The 14,591-nt window shown below is 71.1% G+C and carries 14 protein-coding genes; 4 read left to right on the top strand and 10 right to left on the bottom strand.

Translation table 11 applies throughout. The features are described 5' to 3' along the window. Both RT2_RS24790 and RT2_RS24785 read right to left on the bottom strand, forming a co-directional pair. On the bottom strand, nucleotides 1-1,993 hold a 1,993-nt coding region (locus tag RT2_RS24790; RefSeq protein WP_072847468.1), incomplete at its 3' end, for a serine/threonine-protein kinase. After that, nucleotides 1,990-2,862, bottom strand: a complete 873-nt coding sequence (locus tag RT2_RS24785) for a hypothetical protein (RefSeq protein WP_072847467.1) — start codon at nucleotides 2,860-2,862, stop codon at nucleotides 1,990-1,992. The genes RT2_RS24790 and RT2_RS24785, both read right to left, overlap by 4 nt. A gap of 110 nt (nucleotides 2,863-2,972) precedes the next feature. On the opposite strand from RT2_RS24785, the gene RT2_RS26905 reads away from it, so the two are divergent. From RT2_RS26905 to RT2_RS24765, 3 genes are all read left to right on the top strand, one after another. Continuing rightward, nucleotides 2,973-3,971, top strand: coding sequence for a pentapeptide repeat-containing protein (locus RT2_RS26905; protein WP_217635601.1), 999 nt, complete (start codon nucleotides 2,973-2,975; stop codon nucleotides 3,969-3,971). 432 nt (nucleotides 3,972-4,403) lie between these two features. After that, nucleotides 4,404-4,859 carry a MarR family winged helix-turn-helix transcriptional regulator gene (locus RT2_RS24770; protein WP_072847465.1) on the top strand — a complete coding sequence of 152 codons (456 nt, stop codon included), beginning with the start codon at nucleotides 4,404-4,406 and terminating at the stop codon, nucleotides 4,857-4,859. Between the two features lie 40 nt (nucleotides 4,860-4,899). After that, complete coding sequence (locus RT2_RS24765; protein WP_072847464.1) at nucleotides 4,900-6,159, top strand: MFS transporter; 1,260 nt, start codon at nucleotides 4,900-4,902, stop codon at nucleotides 6,157-6,159. On the opposite strand, the gene galK is transcribed toward RT2_RS24765, so the two are convergent. Together galK and galT are read right to left on the bottom strand one after the other, a co-directional pair. Next, nucleotides 6,156-7,379, bottom strand: coding sequence for a galactokinase (gene galK / locus RT2_RS24760; RefSeq protein ID WP_072847463.1), 1,224 nt, complete (start codon nucleotides 7,377-7,379; stop codon nucleotides 6,156-6,158). The two genes, RT2_RS24765 and galK, sit on opposite strands and share 4 nt — an antisense overlap. Continuing rightward, entirely contained in the window at nucleotides 7,376-8,494 is a 1,119-nt protein-coding gene (gene galT / locus RT2_RS24755; protein WP_072847462.1) for a galactose-1-phosphate uridylyltransferase, read from the bottom strand. The genes galK and galT overlap by 4 nt, the downstream gene beginning before the upstream one ends. Nucleotides 8,495-8,620: 126 nt before the next feature. Between galT and RT2_RS24750 the strand changes: the two genes are divergently transcribed. Beyond that, entirely contained in the window at nucleotides 8,621-9,454 is an 834-nt protein-coding gene (locus RT2_RS24750) for a DUF5602 domain-containing protein (RefSeq protein ID WP_072847461.1), read from the top strand. A gap of 25 nt (nucleotides 9,455-9,479) precedes the next feature. Here RT2_RS24750 and pyrE read toward each other — a convergent pair whose 3' ends face one another. The 6 genes from pyrE to RT2_RS24720 form a co-directional block, all read right to left on the bottom strand. Beyond that, nucleotides 9,480-10,010 carry an orotate phosphoribosyltransferase gene (pyrE, locus tag RT2_RS24745; protein WP_072847460.1) on the bottom strand — a complete coding sequence of 177 codons (531 nt, stop codon included), beginning with the start codon at nucleotides 10,008-10,010 and terminating at the stop codon, nucleotides 9,480-9,482. Nucleotides 10,011-10,116: 106 nt separating this feature from the next. After that, on the bottom strand, nucleotides 10,117-10,677 hold the full coding sequence (locus tag RT2_RS24740) for a LemA family protein (RefSeq protein ID WP_169888580.1): 561 nt from the start codon (nucleotides 10,675-10,677) through the stop codon (nucleotides 10,117-10,119). A gap of 82 nt (nucleotides 10,678-10,759) precedes the next feature. Then, on the bottom strand, nucleotides 10,760-11,569 hold the full coding sequence (locus RT2_RS24735; protein WP_072847458.1) for an SDR family NAD(P)-dependent oxidoreductase: 810 nt from the start codon (nucleotides 11,567-11,569) through the stop codon (nucleotides 10,760-10,762). A 21-nt stretch (nucleotides 11,570-11,590) separates the two neighbouring features. Continuing rightward, nucleotides 11,591-12,289, bottom strand: coding sequence for a TtfA family protein (locus RT2_RS24730; protein WP_072847457.1), 699 nt, complete (start codon nucleotides 12,287-12,289; stop codon nucleotides 11,591-11,593). A 64-nt stretch (nucleotides 12,290-12,353) separates the two neighbouring features. Continuing rightward, nucleotides 12,354-13,421, bottom strand: coding sequence for a DUF5666 domain-containing protein (locus tag RT2_RS24725; protein ID WP_072847456.1), 1,068 nt, complete (start codon nucleotides 13,419-13,421; stop codon nucleotides 12,354-12,356). Nucleotides 13,422-13,515: 94 nt separating this feature from the next. Further along, nucleotides 13,516-14,256, bottom strand: coding sequence for a FadR/GntR family transcriptional regulator (locus RT2_RS24720; protein ID WP_072847455.1), 741 nt, complete (start codon nucleotides 14,254-14,256; stop codon nucleotides 13,516-13,518). Nucleotides 14,257-14,591 lie beyond the last annotated feature (335 nt).

The raw sequence follows: 14,591 nt of genomic DNA, 5'->3' as shown, positions 1-14,591 counted from the left end.
CCCCCCGCCGGTACCGGCGGGTGCGGCCCACCCGCGACGCGCCGACCACGGCCGCGACCCCGGCCGCCGACGCGAGCACGGCGCTGACCACGATCGTGGCGACGGTGGGCTGGTGACCGAGCAGCACCCACACCGCTCCCACCGCTCCCACCGCCAGGACTGCCGCGCTCGCCGGCACCCCGACGGACCCCGTGACCCGCCGCCGCCCGCGCAACAGCGAGCGCAGGAACGACTCCAGATACGCGAAGGCGAACAGCAGCAGCACCACCACGCCCGCCGCCACCGCCGTGGTCGTCGGGCGCTGGGCGGTCCGCACCGGGAACTGCCAGGTCTGTGTCACCCCGCCGGCCTGGGTCAGCGCCACCTCGCCGGTGAGCGAGCCCGCCACCAGGTAGCCACCACCGAGCGGTGGCACGGTCGCCGCGGCCGGCGCGCCTGGCAGCAGCGGCGCGCTCTGACTCTGCACGGCCCGTCCGAGCACCCGTAGCGAGAGCGTCGCGGCGTCCGCCGTCCCGGGATCCGCGACGGTCACCGGGATCGGCTGGGTGAGGTCGAGCGCGACCGGGTCGGTGACGGCGGGGTCCGCACCGGCCACCGTGACCGCCCCGGGCGGCGGCAGCGGGGCCGACGCCGGGGAGCCGACCCCCACCAGCGCGACCGCGACCGCGAGCGCCCCCAGTGCTCCGGCCGCGAGGAACGGCACCCGCGGAGACGGGACCGTCAGGACCGACTGCACCGGCACGAGGTCCGAGTCCCTGAGGTCCACCAACCGGGCCCCCGGTGCGTGCACCGTGATCGACGGGCGGACCGGGGGACTCGACGTGGGCCTGTGCTGCACAGTGGGATTCATTGTCGCGTCCGAGTCGTAGCCCGCCGTCGACTCGGACGCTGCGGTCGGCCGGTCAGCCGTCGTGCCAGCCGACGAGGGCGACCCGGGCGCAGTCGGCGGAGGCTCGGCCCCGCCCCGCTCGGTCGGCGGCGCGGTGTCCGCGGCGGTCGCCCGCTTCGGATGCGGCCGGGTCACCGGCAGCGGCGAGGTCTCGGACTCGGGCGCCGTCGGCGAGACCACACCCGACCCGGCGGCGGTCACGATCGAGTCCGCCCCCATCACCGGAATACCCTCCACGGCAAGCCAACCTGGGCCCCAACGCCCCGTCGACGCCGCGGCCAGCTCCACTCCGAACGCCTCCGCCGTGGGGAACCGGACAGCCGGGTCGGTGGCGAGACCCCGCATCACCACCTCGGCGACCGGTTCCGGGATCGTGGGCGCCACCTCGAGCAACGGGATGGGCTCGTCGAAGGCGTGCATGAAGAGCATTGCCATCGGGGTGTCGACGGCCGGGAACGGCAGCGAACCCGAGAGCAGTTCGTAGAGCATCGTCGCCAGCGCGTACACGTCGGTCGCGGGCGAGAGTTCCCCGCCGCGCGCCTGTTCGGGGGCGATGTACGAGGGTGTGCCCAGGACGTCACCCTCGCGGGTGGCGAGGGTCTGATCGCCGCCGACCACCTTCGCTATCCCGAAGTCCGTAACCTTGACCGCCCCGGACGCGGCAAACATCAGGTTCTCCGGCTTGACGTCCCGGTGCAGGATCCCGCGCGTGTGGGCCGCCGTCAGACCGGCCGCGCAGGCCAGGGCCACCGCGACCGCCGAGTGCGCGTTGAAGCCGACCTTGGTGAAGCGGCTCCACACGGTGCCGCCGGGCAGCATTTCCATCACCAGCAGGCACAGACCGTCGTGCTCGACGAAGTCGTACACCGGCACCACGTGCGGATGGTCCAGCGAGGCGAGCAACCGGCCCTCCGCGGCGAATCGGTGCCGGACCGCCGGGTCCGACGCGAATGCCGGCGGCAACTGCTTGATGGCGACCGGGCGGCTGAGCGCCCGGTGCCTGCCGGAGAGCACCACGCCGCAGCCGCCGTGGCCGATCTCGCCGCCGATCTCGTAGCCGGGCAACGAGTCCCGGACCAGTGCCGATTCCGCTTCGGTGGTCATCGCTCGTCCCGTCCGGCCGGCTTGCGTTCCGCCAGTTCCTGTTCCGCCAGCTCCTGTTCCGCCAGCTCCTGTTCCGCCCGTTCCTGATCGGCGAGTGCCTCGTCGAGTTCCGCGTCGGTGTCCGGCGGCGTCGGCGTGAGGTAGCCCAGAAGGAAGAACCCCACGGCGAATGCCCCGGCGACGAACAGCCAGCGTTCGGTGCTCGGCACCCACACCCGGAACGCGGACAGCGTGAACACCAGCACCAGCCCGATCCCGATCCCGGGGGTGAGCAGCCGCAGGCCACGCCGCCACCGGTTCTGCGGCATCCGGTTCCGGGCGATCGCCAGCGCCGTGTCGACGAGCGCCAGGACTGTCAGGATCACCAGCGCGAGCCCGAACAGTCCGTACACGGAGACCAGCGAGCCCTGCACGTCGACGACCGTCGGCAACTGTGCGACCGGCTCGCCGTCGGCCCCCTGTACGGCCAGGGTGCCGTTGACCAGACCGGTGGCCTGGCCGTCGAGCCCGGACAGGTCGAGAGGATAGGACAGCGTCTTCGTCGCACCCGGCCCGACCGTCGCGGCCACGGAGGTACGGAATGCGAAGAAGCTCAGCCCGAGGACATGCCCGGAGAAGTCGACGGCGGCGACGGTGAGCGGCACCGAGCCCCCGTTGGTGACGGTGACCGCGACGTCCGCAGGTGTGACGGGGTCGAGCCGGACCGGGTGCTGCTGGTCCGCAGACGCCACGTCCTGACCGTTGACGGTCGCCGACAGTGTCACCGCGTCTGCGGCAAGTGTCGCCGCGTCCGACGCTACGGCCGCTCCGGTCGTGGGGCCCAGTGCGCCCAACAGGACGACGGCCAGCACGATCAACCACGACTTCATGAGTGCTCCTCGGCAGGCGGTGACACGGGTAACAGGCGGCGCCGGTAGATCAGGAGGCCGACGAGGAGAAAGAACACGATGACCACCCCGGTGGACGTGGCGCCGCTCGCGTGACTGACCAGCACGACGTCGAGCGGTGCAGTGAGGACCGGTCCGCAGTCCGCGGCCACCCGGTACTGCCCGACCGACGTTGTCTCCGTCGACAGCGGCGCGGTAAATGTGCCGGCATCGTCCGCGGCGACCTGCCCGGCGGACGCGCCGCCGAGCGAGATGGACACCGTCGCACCCGGCGGGCAGCCCTCACCGGTCGCGGTCAGCTCCTCGCCTGGCGCCACCACGGGGGTGCTGAGCAGCAGACCCTGGTCGGGCGCCGGGGACGGCGTTCCCGCCGGGATCGGGACGGGGACCGTGGTCAGCGGGGGCGCGCTGCCGGGGATGGCCGCCGGTCGCTCGACCGGGGCGCCCTCCCCCGGCTCGGTCTCGCCGGGCTTGATCTCACCGGGCTTGATCTCACCAGGCTTGATCTCACCAGGCTTGATCTCACCGGGCTTGATCTCACCGGGCTTGATCTCACCAGGCTTGATCTCACCGGGCTTGATCTCACCGGGCTTGATCTCACCGCCCGGCGGGCACAGCGACGGATCCTCGGGGCAGACCTTCACCGGTGGCGGCACGCAGTTCGGCTCGCAACTGATCGGTGGCGGCACGCAGTTCGGCTCGCACGTGATCGGCGGCGGCACGCAGTTCGGCTCGCATGTGATCGGCGGCGGCACGCAGTTCGGCTCGCACGTGATCGGCGGCGGCCCACCGCAGTAAGGCTCACAGTCGGGAATGCACGTCGGCGGACATACGATCTCGGGAGGATCCACCGGTCCACACGGCATCAGGTCCGGGTTGCACCGCGGAACCTCGATGTCGGGCACGGTTCCGGTGTCGGGGACTCCGTAATCTGGCACAGGTCCCGTGTCCGGCACCCCGTAGTCGGGCACGGTCCCCAGATCGGGCGGCTGACAGTCGACTGTCTGGTTGCACCCCGGCAACTGTTGCCCCTGCAGTACCCCCGCGCGAGGCACGCCCGCACCGGGATCCGCTCCAGTCACCGGGGGTAGACCCGCAACGGGCGCCTCGGCGCCGTTCAGCACGGAACCGGACTGGTCGCCGGCCGACGGGTAGGTAGCGGCCGACGCGGGTCCGAGACCACCGATGTATCCGATCACTGCGAGCACGGCGGCGAACAGGAATGCCGCTCGCCGCGGGCCAGCCAGTGGGGGCATCCGCCCCACCCCCTCAGCTCCACACGCTGCCAGTCCAGTGTCTCCTGCCCCTGCGGGGGAGACAACAGTCCCGGCCGGATCGGAACAGAATTCGGTCGGCATCGCTCCCCCTCTCCCGGTGTGGCGTCGGCGACCTTTTCGCGGTCGCGTGCGAACACCCTGAACTGCGAGTTTCGTCCGGCCGACGGCCGACTTCTTCACCCCGAGGGTGAAGAACCCAACCCCCAGGGGTTTACATACATAGTTTGCCTATGCAATATTAATTCGGTGAGCATCGAGGACGGTTCCGAGACGAGGCTCCGCGAGGTTCTCGCGGAGCTGGTCACCAACACCTCACGTTTCACTCGGCTGGCGTCATCGATCTCGACCGACGACCGGCCGCGGGCGTGGATGCGGGCACTGGGCCACCTCGACGAGTACGGCGCGCTACGCATCAGCGAGTTCGCCCGCATCGACCGCTGCTCACAGCCGACGGCGACGGCGCTGCTCAAGCAGCTCACCGACACCGGCCTGGCGACCCGGCAACGCGACCCCTCGGATTCGAGGGCGGTCGTGGTCGAACTTACCGACGCCGGACACCAGTGGCTCATGGCGGGGCGCGCCGAGATCGGGGCGACTCTCGCCGAACACCTGCCGGACATGGACAGCGAAGAGGTCGAACAGCTTTCGCGAAGCCTGGCCGCCCTGCGCGCGGCCCTGCGGTCCTCGGCAGTTCAGCGCTAGCTCGTCAATTGGCCCCCGCGGCCCATTCACTCCAAAGGACTTGCCCGTGAGCAGCACCACCACGGCCTCCCGCACCGAGACCGACAGCCCCAGCATCTCGCACCAGCCCAAGGCGGTGTGGGCGGTCGCCTTCGCCAGCGTCATCGCCTTCATGGGCATCGGCCTTGTCGACCCCATCCTCAAGCCGATCGGCGAGGAACTGAACGCGACGCCGTCCCAGGTCTCGCTCCTGTTCACCTCGTACATGCTTGTCACCGGCGTCGCCATGCTGATCACCGGCGTGGTGTCCAGCCGGATCGGCCCCAAGAAGACCCTGCTCTCCGGCCTGGCGATCATCGTGGTGTTCTCCGCGCTCGCCGGCATGTCCGACACCGTCGGCCAGATCGTCGGCTTCCGCGCCGGCTGGGGCCTGGGCAACGCGCTGTTCATCGCCACCGCGCTCGCCACCATCGTCGGCGCGGCCAGCGGCGGCGTCGCCCGCGCGATCATCCTGTACGAGGCGGCCCTGGGCATCGGCATCGCCACCGGACCGCTGCTCGGCGGCGTGCTGGGCAGCGTCAGTTGGCGCGGGCCGTTCTTCGGCGTCGCGGTGCTGATGGCGGTCGCGTTCATCCTGATCGTGGTGATGCTCCCCGCGACCCCCGCACCGAAGGCCGACCGCACCTCGCTCGCCGCCCCGTTCCGGGCGCTACGGCACCGCGGCCTGCTCACCGTCGCGATCACCGCACTGCTCTACAACTACGGCTTCTTCACGCTGCTCGCATACACCCCGTTCCCGCTCGACATGGGCACGTACTCAATCGGATTCATCTTCTTCGGCTGGGGTCTGATGCTGGCGGTCTCGTCGGTGTTCCTGGCCCCGCGACTGCAGCGTGCCTACGGGACGCTGAACATGATGATGGCCTCGCTCGCGCTGTTCGCCGTCGACCTCGCGGTGATGGCCGCGTTCACCGAGAACAAGACCGTGCTGGTCGTCGGCGTCGTCGCCGCCGGGCTGTTCCTCGGCGTGAACAACACACTGATCACCGAGACGGTGATGATCTCGGCCCCGGTCGAGCGGTCCACCGCGTCGGCCGCCTACAGCTTCGTGCGCTTCGTCGGCGGCGCCGCGGCCCCGTACCTGGCGGGCAGGCTCGGCGAGAGCAACATCCACCTGCCGTTCTGGGTCGGTGCCGCCTGCACCGCCGCCGCGATCGCCGTCCTGGCCACCGGCCGCAAGGTGCTCGCACACGTCGACGACCACGACCCGGCGCCGCACAGCATCGACGAGGCCGTCGCGGTCACCGCCGGTTCGGACTAGACGACCCGTCCGACCCGGCCCGCCACGACGCGACGAGCCGGGTCGGACGGCACCGCCGCCAGGAAGCGCGGCTCGGTCAGGCCTCTCGACCGCGCGGCGCCCGACACCGACTCCGCGACCGCGTCGACGGCCGAGGCCTCCACCAGCGCGACCGCCGACCCGCCGAATCCGCCGCCGGTCATCCGCGCGCCGTACGCGCCCGCAGCCACGGCCGCCTCCACCACGCAGTCGAGTTCCGCACACGAGACCTCGAAGTCGTCGCGCAGCGAGACGTGCGAGGCGGTCAGCACCGGGCCGAGCTCCCGATACCGCCCGGATGCCATGAGCGCAAGTGTCTCCCGCACCCGCACGATCTCGGTGACCACGTGCCGGGCCCGCCGGGTGAGGGTGGGGTCCGTGAGCTCACGCATGTCCGTGCCCGCGTCCGCCGCCTCGCGCAGCGACGCGAACCCCAGCCGGGCCGCCGCCTCCTCCACCGACTTCCGGCGTTGCGCGTACTGCCCGTCGACCAGCTGGTGCGGGGCACGGGTGTCGATCACCAGCAGCGCCAGCCCCTCCCCCGCCAGGTCGAGCGGCACCGGCGTCGCGGAGCCGTCCGCCGAGTCCACCAGCAGGGCGTGACCGGCCCGGGCCCGCAACGCGACCGCCTGGTCCATGCCGCCGGTCGGTGCCAGCGCGATCTCGTTCTCGGCCCGCACACAGCACGCGGCCAGCGCGGCGCGGCCGGCGTCGTCGGTCGGCAGCCCGGACAGTTCGGCCAGTGCCAGGGCCAGAGCACACTCGAGCGCCGCCGAACTCGACAGCCCGGCCCCCACCGGGACCGAGGACTCGACACACACGTCCGCGCCGCCGAAGTCGTTGCCGAGCAGGCCCTCCCGCCGCATCGCCCACACCACGCCGGCCAGGTACGACGCCCAACCCGACGGGCTCCCCGGTCCGATCTCCTCGACCCGGCCGTACCACGGGGGCCCGCCGAGGCTCGACGCACACCGCAGCATCCCGTCGCCGCGTCGCCGCACCGCGACCACCGTGCGGTGCGGCAGCGCGACGGGCAACGACAGACCGTCGGCGTAGTCCACGTGCTCGCCGATCAGGTTCACCCGGCCCGGCGCCGTCCACACGCCCTCCGGGTCGGCGCCGAACTCGCCACGGAAGCCGGCGGTGACGGCGGCGACCAGTGCCGTGTCCGATACCGGGTCGACCCACACCGCGCCGCTCACGGCGCGACCTCCCGGAACCGCGCGGCGATCCGCTCGGGCGTGGTGTCGCTGATCCAGGCGCCCATCCCGGACTCCGAGCCCGCCAGGAACTTCATCCGGTGCGGCGAACGCATCAGCGAGAACACCTGCAGGTACAGCCTTCCCAGTTCCCGGCCCTCGCCGGTGGGGGCCTGGTGCCAGCCGGCGATGTACGGCAGCTTCTCGACCCCGTCGAAGAACCGGTCCAGCCGGCCGAGGACGTCGAGGTAGAGCGGCGCGAGGTCGTCGAGCTCCGGGCCGGTCAGCTCGGTCAGGTCCGCGACGTCCCGGTGCGGCGCCACGTGCAGTTCCACCGGCCAGCGTGCGGCGGCGGGGACGTACGCGGTCCAGTGCGCGGTCTCGGCGACCACCCGGGTGCCGGCCCGGCGTTCGGCGTCGAGCACGTCGCGCAGCAGCGACCGTCCGGTCTGCCGGAAGTGCCGGTCCGCCTGTCGCAGTTGGGCTTCCGCCCGCGGGGGCAGCGCCGGGTAGGCGTACACCTGCCCGTGCGGGTGCTCGAGGGTGACGCCGATCTCGGCACCGCGGTTCTCGAAGCAGTACACCTGCGCGATGCCCGGCAGCGCGGACAGCTCCCGCGTCCGGTCGGCCAGCGCCGTCAGTACCGTCCGCACCCGGGAGGTCGGCAGCTGCGCGAAGGACCGGTCGTGGTCGCTGGTGAAGCACACCACCTCGCACCGGCCGGCGGCGGCGCGGTGCGGCCAGAGCGGTTCGCCGTCAACGCATTCCGTTGCCGGATCGGCCGCGGAGGTGGCCAGGGACGGGAAGCGGTTCTCGAACACCGCGACGTCGTACCCGTCGGCGGGGATCTCGGTGGCCGCGCGGCCCGGCTGCGTCGGGCACAGCGGACACGCGTCCGCCGCGGGGAGGAAGGTGCGGTCCATCCGGTGCGAGGCCAGCGTCACCCACTCGCCGGTGAGCACGTCGTAGCGCATGGTCGAGTCCACCGTGGTCGCCGGCAGCTCCCGGGTGTCGCCCAGCTGCCGGGTCGCGGCACCGCTCGCGTAGGGCTCGGTGTCGTCGAAGTACAGCAACTCCCGACCGTCCGCCAGCGTGGTCGCCGTCCTTCTGACCGTCATCTGACCCAATGCTCCCCTCGTCACGAATGTTCCTCCGCCGCCCAGATTCTGCACTACGGGCCGGCAATCGGCGCCTACACTGGATGGGTTCGCCCCACCCACGGCACTCATCGATCGAGGTGCAGGATGCGTTCGAGCCAAAATCTTCGCAGAACCGGACTGGTCGCGGTCGCCTGTGCCTCGGTGGTGCTCGCCGGTTGCAGCGACGACCAGGAGCAGAGCGCCCCGGCGGAGCAGAGCCAGGGCGGCGTGTTCTACGGCCCCGCGCAGGATGTCGGGAACGGCACCGCCCGGGCGTTCGTCACCCTCGACGCGGACGGCAACCCGACCGATGTCGGGATGCGCATATCGGAGTCTGCGCTCGACGGCCTTCCGGAGGACCTGGACACGCCCTCCGACGTCTTTGAACTCGACCTGCCCGAGCAGGCCTCGGCGACGGCCTTCGAGTACGCCACACTCGACTGGAACCCCCACGGCCACATTCCCCCCGGGGTATTCGACAAGCCGCACTTCGACACGCACTTCTACATGGTCGACAAGAACGCGGTGGCCGCGGTCGACCCCGCGAACCCCGACTACGCGGCGATGGCCGAGCACGTCCCCGAGGGAAAGTACGTTCCGCAGGACTACGCGACGCCGCCCGAACCACCGCTCGCCCAGCAGGCACAGCCGAAGATGGGCGTCCACTGGGCCGACTCCACCGAACCCATGATTCCGGGCGAGTTCGACTTCACCGAGGTCTTCATCAACGGGACCTGGGACGGCAAGTACTCCTTCATGGAACCGATGATGACCCGTGAGTGGCTGCTGACGAAGCCGCAGCTCCAGGAGCCGATCAAGCAGCCGCAGGCGTATCAGCAGAGCGGCTACTACCCCACCACCGTCAGCGTCAGTTATGACGACGAGGCCGACGAGTACGTCGTCGGACTGGGCGACATGGTGATGCGTCAGGCGTCATAACCGCGGGCGGATGCCGCCCGCCGGGTTACAGGCCGAGGTCGCCGAGCCCGAGCAGGGACCGGTACTCGAGGCCCTCCGCCGCGATGACGGCGTCCGCACCGGTCGCGCGGTCCACCACGGTGGCCACGCCGACGACGGTGGCGCCGGCGTCGCGCAGCGCCTTCACCGCGGTGAGCGGCGAGTTGCCGGTGGTGGTGGTGTCCTCGACGACGAGCACCCGCTTGCCGACGATGTCCGGGCCCTCGATCTGCCGCTGCATGCCGTGCGCCTTGGCGGCCTTGCGCACCACGAACGCGTCGATCGGGCGGCCGGGCGCGTGCATGACGGCCATCGCCACCGGGTCCGCACCCATGGTGAGGCCGCCGACTGCGTCGAAGTCCCAGTCCGCGACCAGCTCGCGCAGCAGCGTGCCGATCAGCGGTCCGGCCCGATGATGCAGCGTCGCGCGGCGCAGGTCGACGTAGTAGTCGGCCTCCTTGCCGGACGACAACGTCACCTTGCCGTGCACCACAGCCAGCTCGCGTACCAGCCCGGCGAGCTCCGCCTTCTCCGTCATCGACCGCTCCTTCTCGCATGCCACTGTCGGCATCGAGCGTAGTCGGGGTGTCGGCTGCCCCGGGTGTGCGGCCCCGTCGGCGCTTCGCGGCCCGTGGCGGATGCGGCTAGCTGTTGGCCGGCGCGGCCGTCGGTGCGGACACGTGCAGCTCTGCGGCGGTGGCCTCGAACAGCGGCACCGGACGACCGCCGAACGCCCGCGCCACCGGACCTGCCGGCAGCCCGCGCACCAACGTGTTCAGGGCGGTGGCGGTGCCGTTGTAGACGCGGGCCGCCCCGACCAGTCGCTGCTCGGTGTTGCGCACCTCGAGGGCCGGTCGCTGCACCGACCAGTCGTTCTTGACCGCCGGGTCCTCCGCGACCTCGAGCAGCACCCGGTGCAGCGCGACCGACAGCGCGTTCTCGGAGCCGGCCTGCTCGCCGAGCGTCAACTGCTGCTCACGGAAGCCCAGCGCCAGCGACCGCGCCCCGGCCAGCGGCGCCAGCGCCGCGGACGGCGCGTCGGCCCGCCGGGCCGCGACCACGAGTGCGTCGACGAGTTCGTAGCGGCGGTTCAGTTCGACCTCGAGCAGGCGGCGACTGGCCGACAGGCTCGCCTGGATCCGTCGCAGTCGCCGCACGACGGCCACCGCCCAGGCACACACGACAACAGCAACAACAACAGCCACTACCGCCACAAGAGTCACGCGATGGAATCTACCCACTCCGGGGCAATCCGCGCATACCGGCTAGGGCCTCGTGCGCGGGGCACTACGTTCGGCCCCGGCCCCGGCCGAAGGTGTTCGCCAGCGTGCGGGCCAGCGACGGCGGGACCAGCCGCGAGGCCGTGGTCAACACCTTGTACTGCGCGCCCGGAATGCTCACCACCTTGCCCTTGCCCAGATCGGCGAGGCTGGTCGTGACCACCTGGTCCACCGACAGCCACATTGCGTTCGGGATCGATCCCATCTCGATGCCCGCGCGCTGGTGAAACTCGGTGCGCACGAAGCCGGGACACAGGGCCTGCACGCGGACCCCGGTGCCGTGCAGCCCGCCCGCGAGGCCCTCCGTGAACGAGACGACGTATGCCTTGCTGGCCGAGTAGGTCGAGCCGCGGCCGCGCAGCAGGCCGGCGACGCTCGCCACGTTGACCACCGCACCGGACTTCGCCGCGATCATCGCGGGCAGCGCCGCCCGGGTCAGTGTCATCACCGCGGTGACGTTGACGTCGAGCTGCGCCTGCAACAGTGCGGGGTCCGCGGTCCAGAACTCGCCGGAGGTGCCGAAGCCGGCGTTGTTCACCAGCACGTCCACCCCGGGCCGCAACCGGTCGGCCACCAGTGCGCGGCCGCTCTCGGTGGCCAGGTCCGCCGGCAGCACCTCGGAGGCGGCCCCGTACGCGGACTTCAACTCGGCGGCGAGCGCGGTGAGCGCGTCGCCGTTCCGCGCGACGAGCACCAGGTCGTGTCCGGAGGCGGCGAGCTGCCGGGCGAACCCGGCGCCGATGCCGGAGGTCGGCCCGGTGACCAGGGCGACGGGACGACTGGACGGGCGGCGGGCACTGTCACCTGGGAGCGTCATGCGCCCAGGCTAGCGATCAGATCAGTTGCGCGGGGCGCTGTCCGAGCGATCGCCGTGCGGGCGGGGCCGTCCCGGATCGTGACTGGTGTCCGCCGGAATCCCGGCCGGCTCGGACACCGGCGGCAGCACGTGCAGGAGACCGGAGAGCCGGGCGACGGCGTCGATCGCCGCGTCCCAGTCGCGGCCGGTGCTGCTGGTGGGCAGCGTGCCGAGGGTCCAGGCGCCCTCGCTCCACAGCATCTGCACCTGCGGCGGCACGGACTCGGTGAAGTGCACCATCCGCTGGTCGCACACGCGGCGGGCGATCTCGAGATCGGTCGCGAAGACCACCCGCGGACCGATCGCGCCCAGCAGGTTCATGTCGGAGTCCTTGGGCGGCGGCGTGGACTTGAGCCGCAGGTCCACGTCGACGTCGGAGCCGACCGCGCGGTGTACCGCGACCACCGTCGCGGTCTCCTCGAGGTCGAACAACACGAAGCTCTCACCGCGCCGGGTGCCGTGCACCACGTCGATGGCGCCCAGGTACTCCTGCTTGGCCATCGCGGCACGGTGCCACTTCGAGGGCAACTGCGGGTCGGCCTCGTTGTACGCGTAGCCCTGGGCCTTTGCCCAGATCTGCCGTACCTTGCCGAACTGTTCACGTCGGCTGCGATCGACATAGAGGAGCGCGAGCGCGCCCGCGAGCGCGATCGCAGAGAGAGCGAACCAGATAAGCGTCATCGCCAGTCACCTTATCGATCGTCAGGCCCCTGCGGGCCACTCGGCTCGATGCCGCGCCGAATTCTCAGTTTCCGAAGTGTCCGAACTCCGGCAGGGCGGTGCTGACGATCACCTTGGCCGCCACCGTGCCGTCGGCCGCCTTTTCGCCCTGCACCACCACCATCTCACCCGACGCGAGGTCGCCGACCTTCGATGCGGTCAGCGAGATCACCCGGGTGTCGGCGCTGGTGGTGACGGTGACCTTGGAGCCACCGATGCCGTCCAGGATCAGCGTGGAGCCGTCGTTCGAGTCGACGGTCCCCACCGCCGCGCCCGCGGCCCCGATCACCTCGCCGAGGCCACCGGGAATCTGGGACAGGTCCGGCGGAGTGGTCTGCGGTGCGGGCGGGGTGGTGGTCCGCGGCGTCGTCGAGGGCCGCGGCACGGTCGTGGTGACCTTCGGGCCGGCCGCCGTCGACCCCGAGTCGGGACCGCCGGACGTCAGCAGCATGACGCCGAACCCCACGACGGCGACGAGCAACAGCCCCGCGATCACCAGCGCCGCGGCGAGCACCCCCTTGTTCGGCCCCTTCTTCCCGCCGTCGGGCTGCCCGTCGTCGGGCGGCAACGGGGGCTGATCGGCAGGCGGCGGGGTGCCGTAGGCCGGGTATGCCTGAGTGGGGTTCGACGGCGGCGCGTACCCCTGGTTCGGGTCGTAGCCGGGGTCCTGCCCCTGGTACGTCGAGTAGGCCTGCGTTGCGTTGGGCGGCGGCGCGTACCCCTGGCTCGGGTCGTACCCCGGGTTCTGCCCCTGGTACGTCGGGTAGGCCTGGGTGGGGTTCGACGGCGGCGCGTACCCCTGGTTCGGGTCGTACCCCGGGTTCTGACCCTGGTACGTCGGGTACGCCTGGGTGGGGTTCGGGACCGGCCCGTAGGCCTGGGTGGGGTCGCCGGTGTACGAGGGCTGCGGCGCGGGGAACTGTTCGGTCCGCTGGTCCGGCGTCGGCCCGGCGGCATCGCCGACCCCCGGCCCGCGCGACCACTGCACCGTCTCGGTGGGCTCGGCGGTGCCGTGCTCGCGCGCCTGCGCAGCACTGTCGTCGCGCCCATTGCTGTCTTCACGCCCATTGCGCGGATCGTCCGGGTTGCTCATGTCTCACGCCCTGCTCTTTCGACGGGTACGGTCCCGACCCTGCAGGATAGGACGGAAACCTGAGACCCGCCTGAACACGGGCCGCGATGACGCGCTAGAGCATGGACTCCCAGGTGATCGGCCGGGCCAGCGCGGCGGGAAACTTCTTGACCAGGAAAGCGGTCCACTCCGAGACGTGGTTGCGCATCGCCAGCTCCGCTGCGGTGGGGTCGCCGGCGGCGATCCCCTCGAAGACCGCAATGTCGGCCTCGAGCACCTTGGCCCGTGCCAACTCCGAGTAGTCCACCCCGAGCGAGGCGCCGGCGAAGACGCCGTCCAGCGCGTCGATGAGATATCCGAACAGCGCGTTGCCCGACGCCCACGCGATGACGTTGTGGAATTGACGGTTCGCCGCCAGGAACCGCGCCAGGTCGTCGACACTGCCGCGCATGTCGTTGAGCGACACCTCGAGCTGGACGAGTTGATCGGCGGTGATCCGCTCGGCCGCCAACCGTGCCATCAACGGCTCGAGCCCGATCCGCGCCTCGACGATGGTGGCGAACTGGGCGCCCTCGAACTGGAGCAGCAAACCCAGGCTGTTCATCAGGTGCGAGGCCTCGGGCTTCTCGACGGTGGGGCCGCCGCCCGGTCCGGGCTTCAGCGAGATCGCACCCGAGAGCTCGAGGAAGCGCAGGGACTCACGGAGGGTGCCGCGGCCGACGTTGTACTCCTCGAGCATCACCTTCTCGGGGGGCAGCCGATCCCCCGGAACGAGTCCCCGGTCCGAGATGTCCGCGATTATCCGCCGCGCGACGATCATCGCCGTTTTCTGCGGCCGATCGAACTTGTCCACCATTTGAAACCCCCCTGAAGCTGACCCGGCTACCTACTCGGCGGTAAGGACCATACCGCCGAAAATCATTGGCCCCGGCATGATCTGCGCGTATGGCGCCACCCGCCACCGATTGTGATAGGTGTCACTTATGCGCATCTCAATTATTCATTGCATTCAATCCAATGATGGCGATAATTTGCAGAACGGTCGACGACCGCAATTCCACCCGCGCTGCGGCGCCCACCGGAACCGCGGCCGTCAACCCCTCAGCCTCGGCTGATGCCGTTGGTCGACCCAGTCGGCCCGCAGACTCGTCCGGTCGGGGCCTCGCCCCTCACGAGCTCGGCCGGACCCGC

The sequence above is a fragment of the Rhodococcus tukisamuensis NBRC 100609 genome, from assembly GCF_001894985.1.
In the GTDB taxonomy this organism is placed as follows: Bacteria; Actinomycetota; Actinomycetes; order Mycobacteriales; family Mycobacteriaceae; genus Rhodococcus_G; species Rhodococcus_G tukisamuensis.
Note: the sequence above shows the minus strand (reverse complement) of the source record. Positions and strands in the feature narration are given on the sequence as shown.

Bases quoted from the DNA above. Each gene is read 5' to 3' on its own strand.
- RT2_RS24735 (WP_072847458.1), bottom strand. From the start codon at position 11,569: ATGACGCTCCCAGGTGACAGTGCCCGCCGCCCGTCCAGTCGTCCCGTC.
- RT2_RS24730 (WP_072847457.1), bottom strand. From the start codon at position 12,289: ATGACGCTTATCTGGTTCGCTCTCTCTGCGATCGCGCTCGCGGGCGCG.
- RT2_RS24785 (WP_072847467.1), bottom strand. From the start codon at position 2,862: ATGAAGTCGTGGTTGATCGTGCTGGCCGTCGTCCTGTTGGGCGCACTG.
- RT2_RS24720 (WP_072847455.1), bottom strand. From the start codon at position 14,256: ATGGTGGACAAGTTCGATCGGCCGCAGAAAACGGCGATGATCGTCGCG.
- pyrE (WP_072847460.1), bottom strand. From the start codon at position 10,010: ATGACGGAGAAGGCGGAGCTCGCCGGGCTGGTACGCGAGCTGGCTGTG.
- galT (WP_072847462.1), bottom strand. From the start codon at position 8,494: ATGACGGTCAGAAGGACGGCGACCACGCTGGCGGACGGTCGGGAGTTG.
- RT2_RS24750 (WP_072847461.1), top strand. From the start codon at position 8,621: ATGCGTTCGAGCCAAAATCTTCGCAGAACCGGACTGGTCGCGGTCGCC.
- RT2_RS24725 (WP_072847456.1), bottom strand. From the start codon at position 13,421: ATGAGCAACCCGGACGATCCGCGCAATGGGCGTGAAGACAGCAATGGG.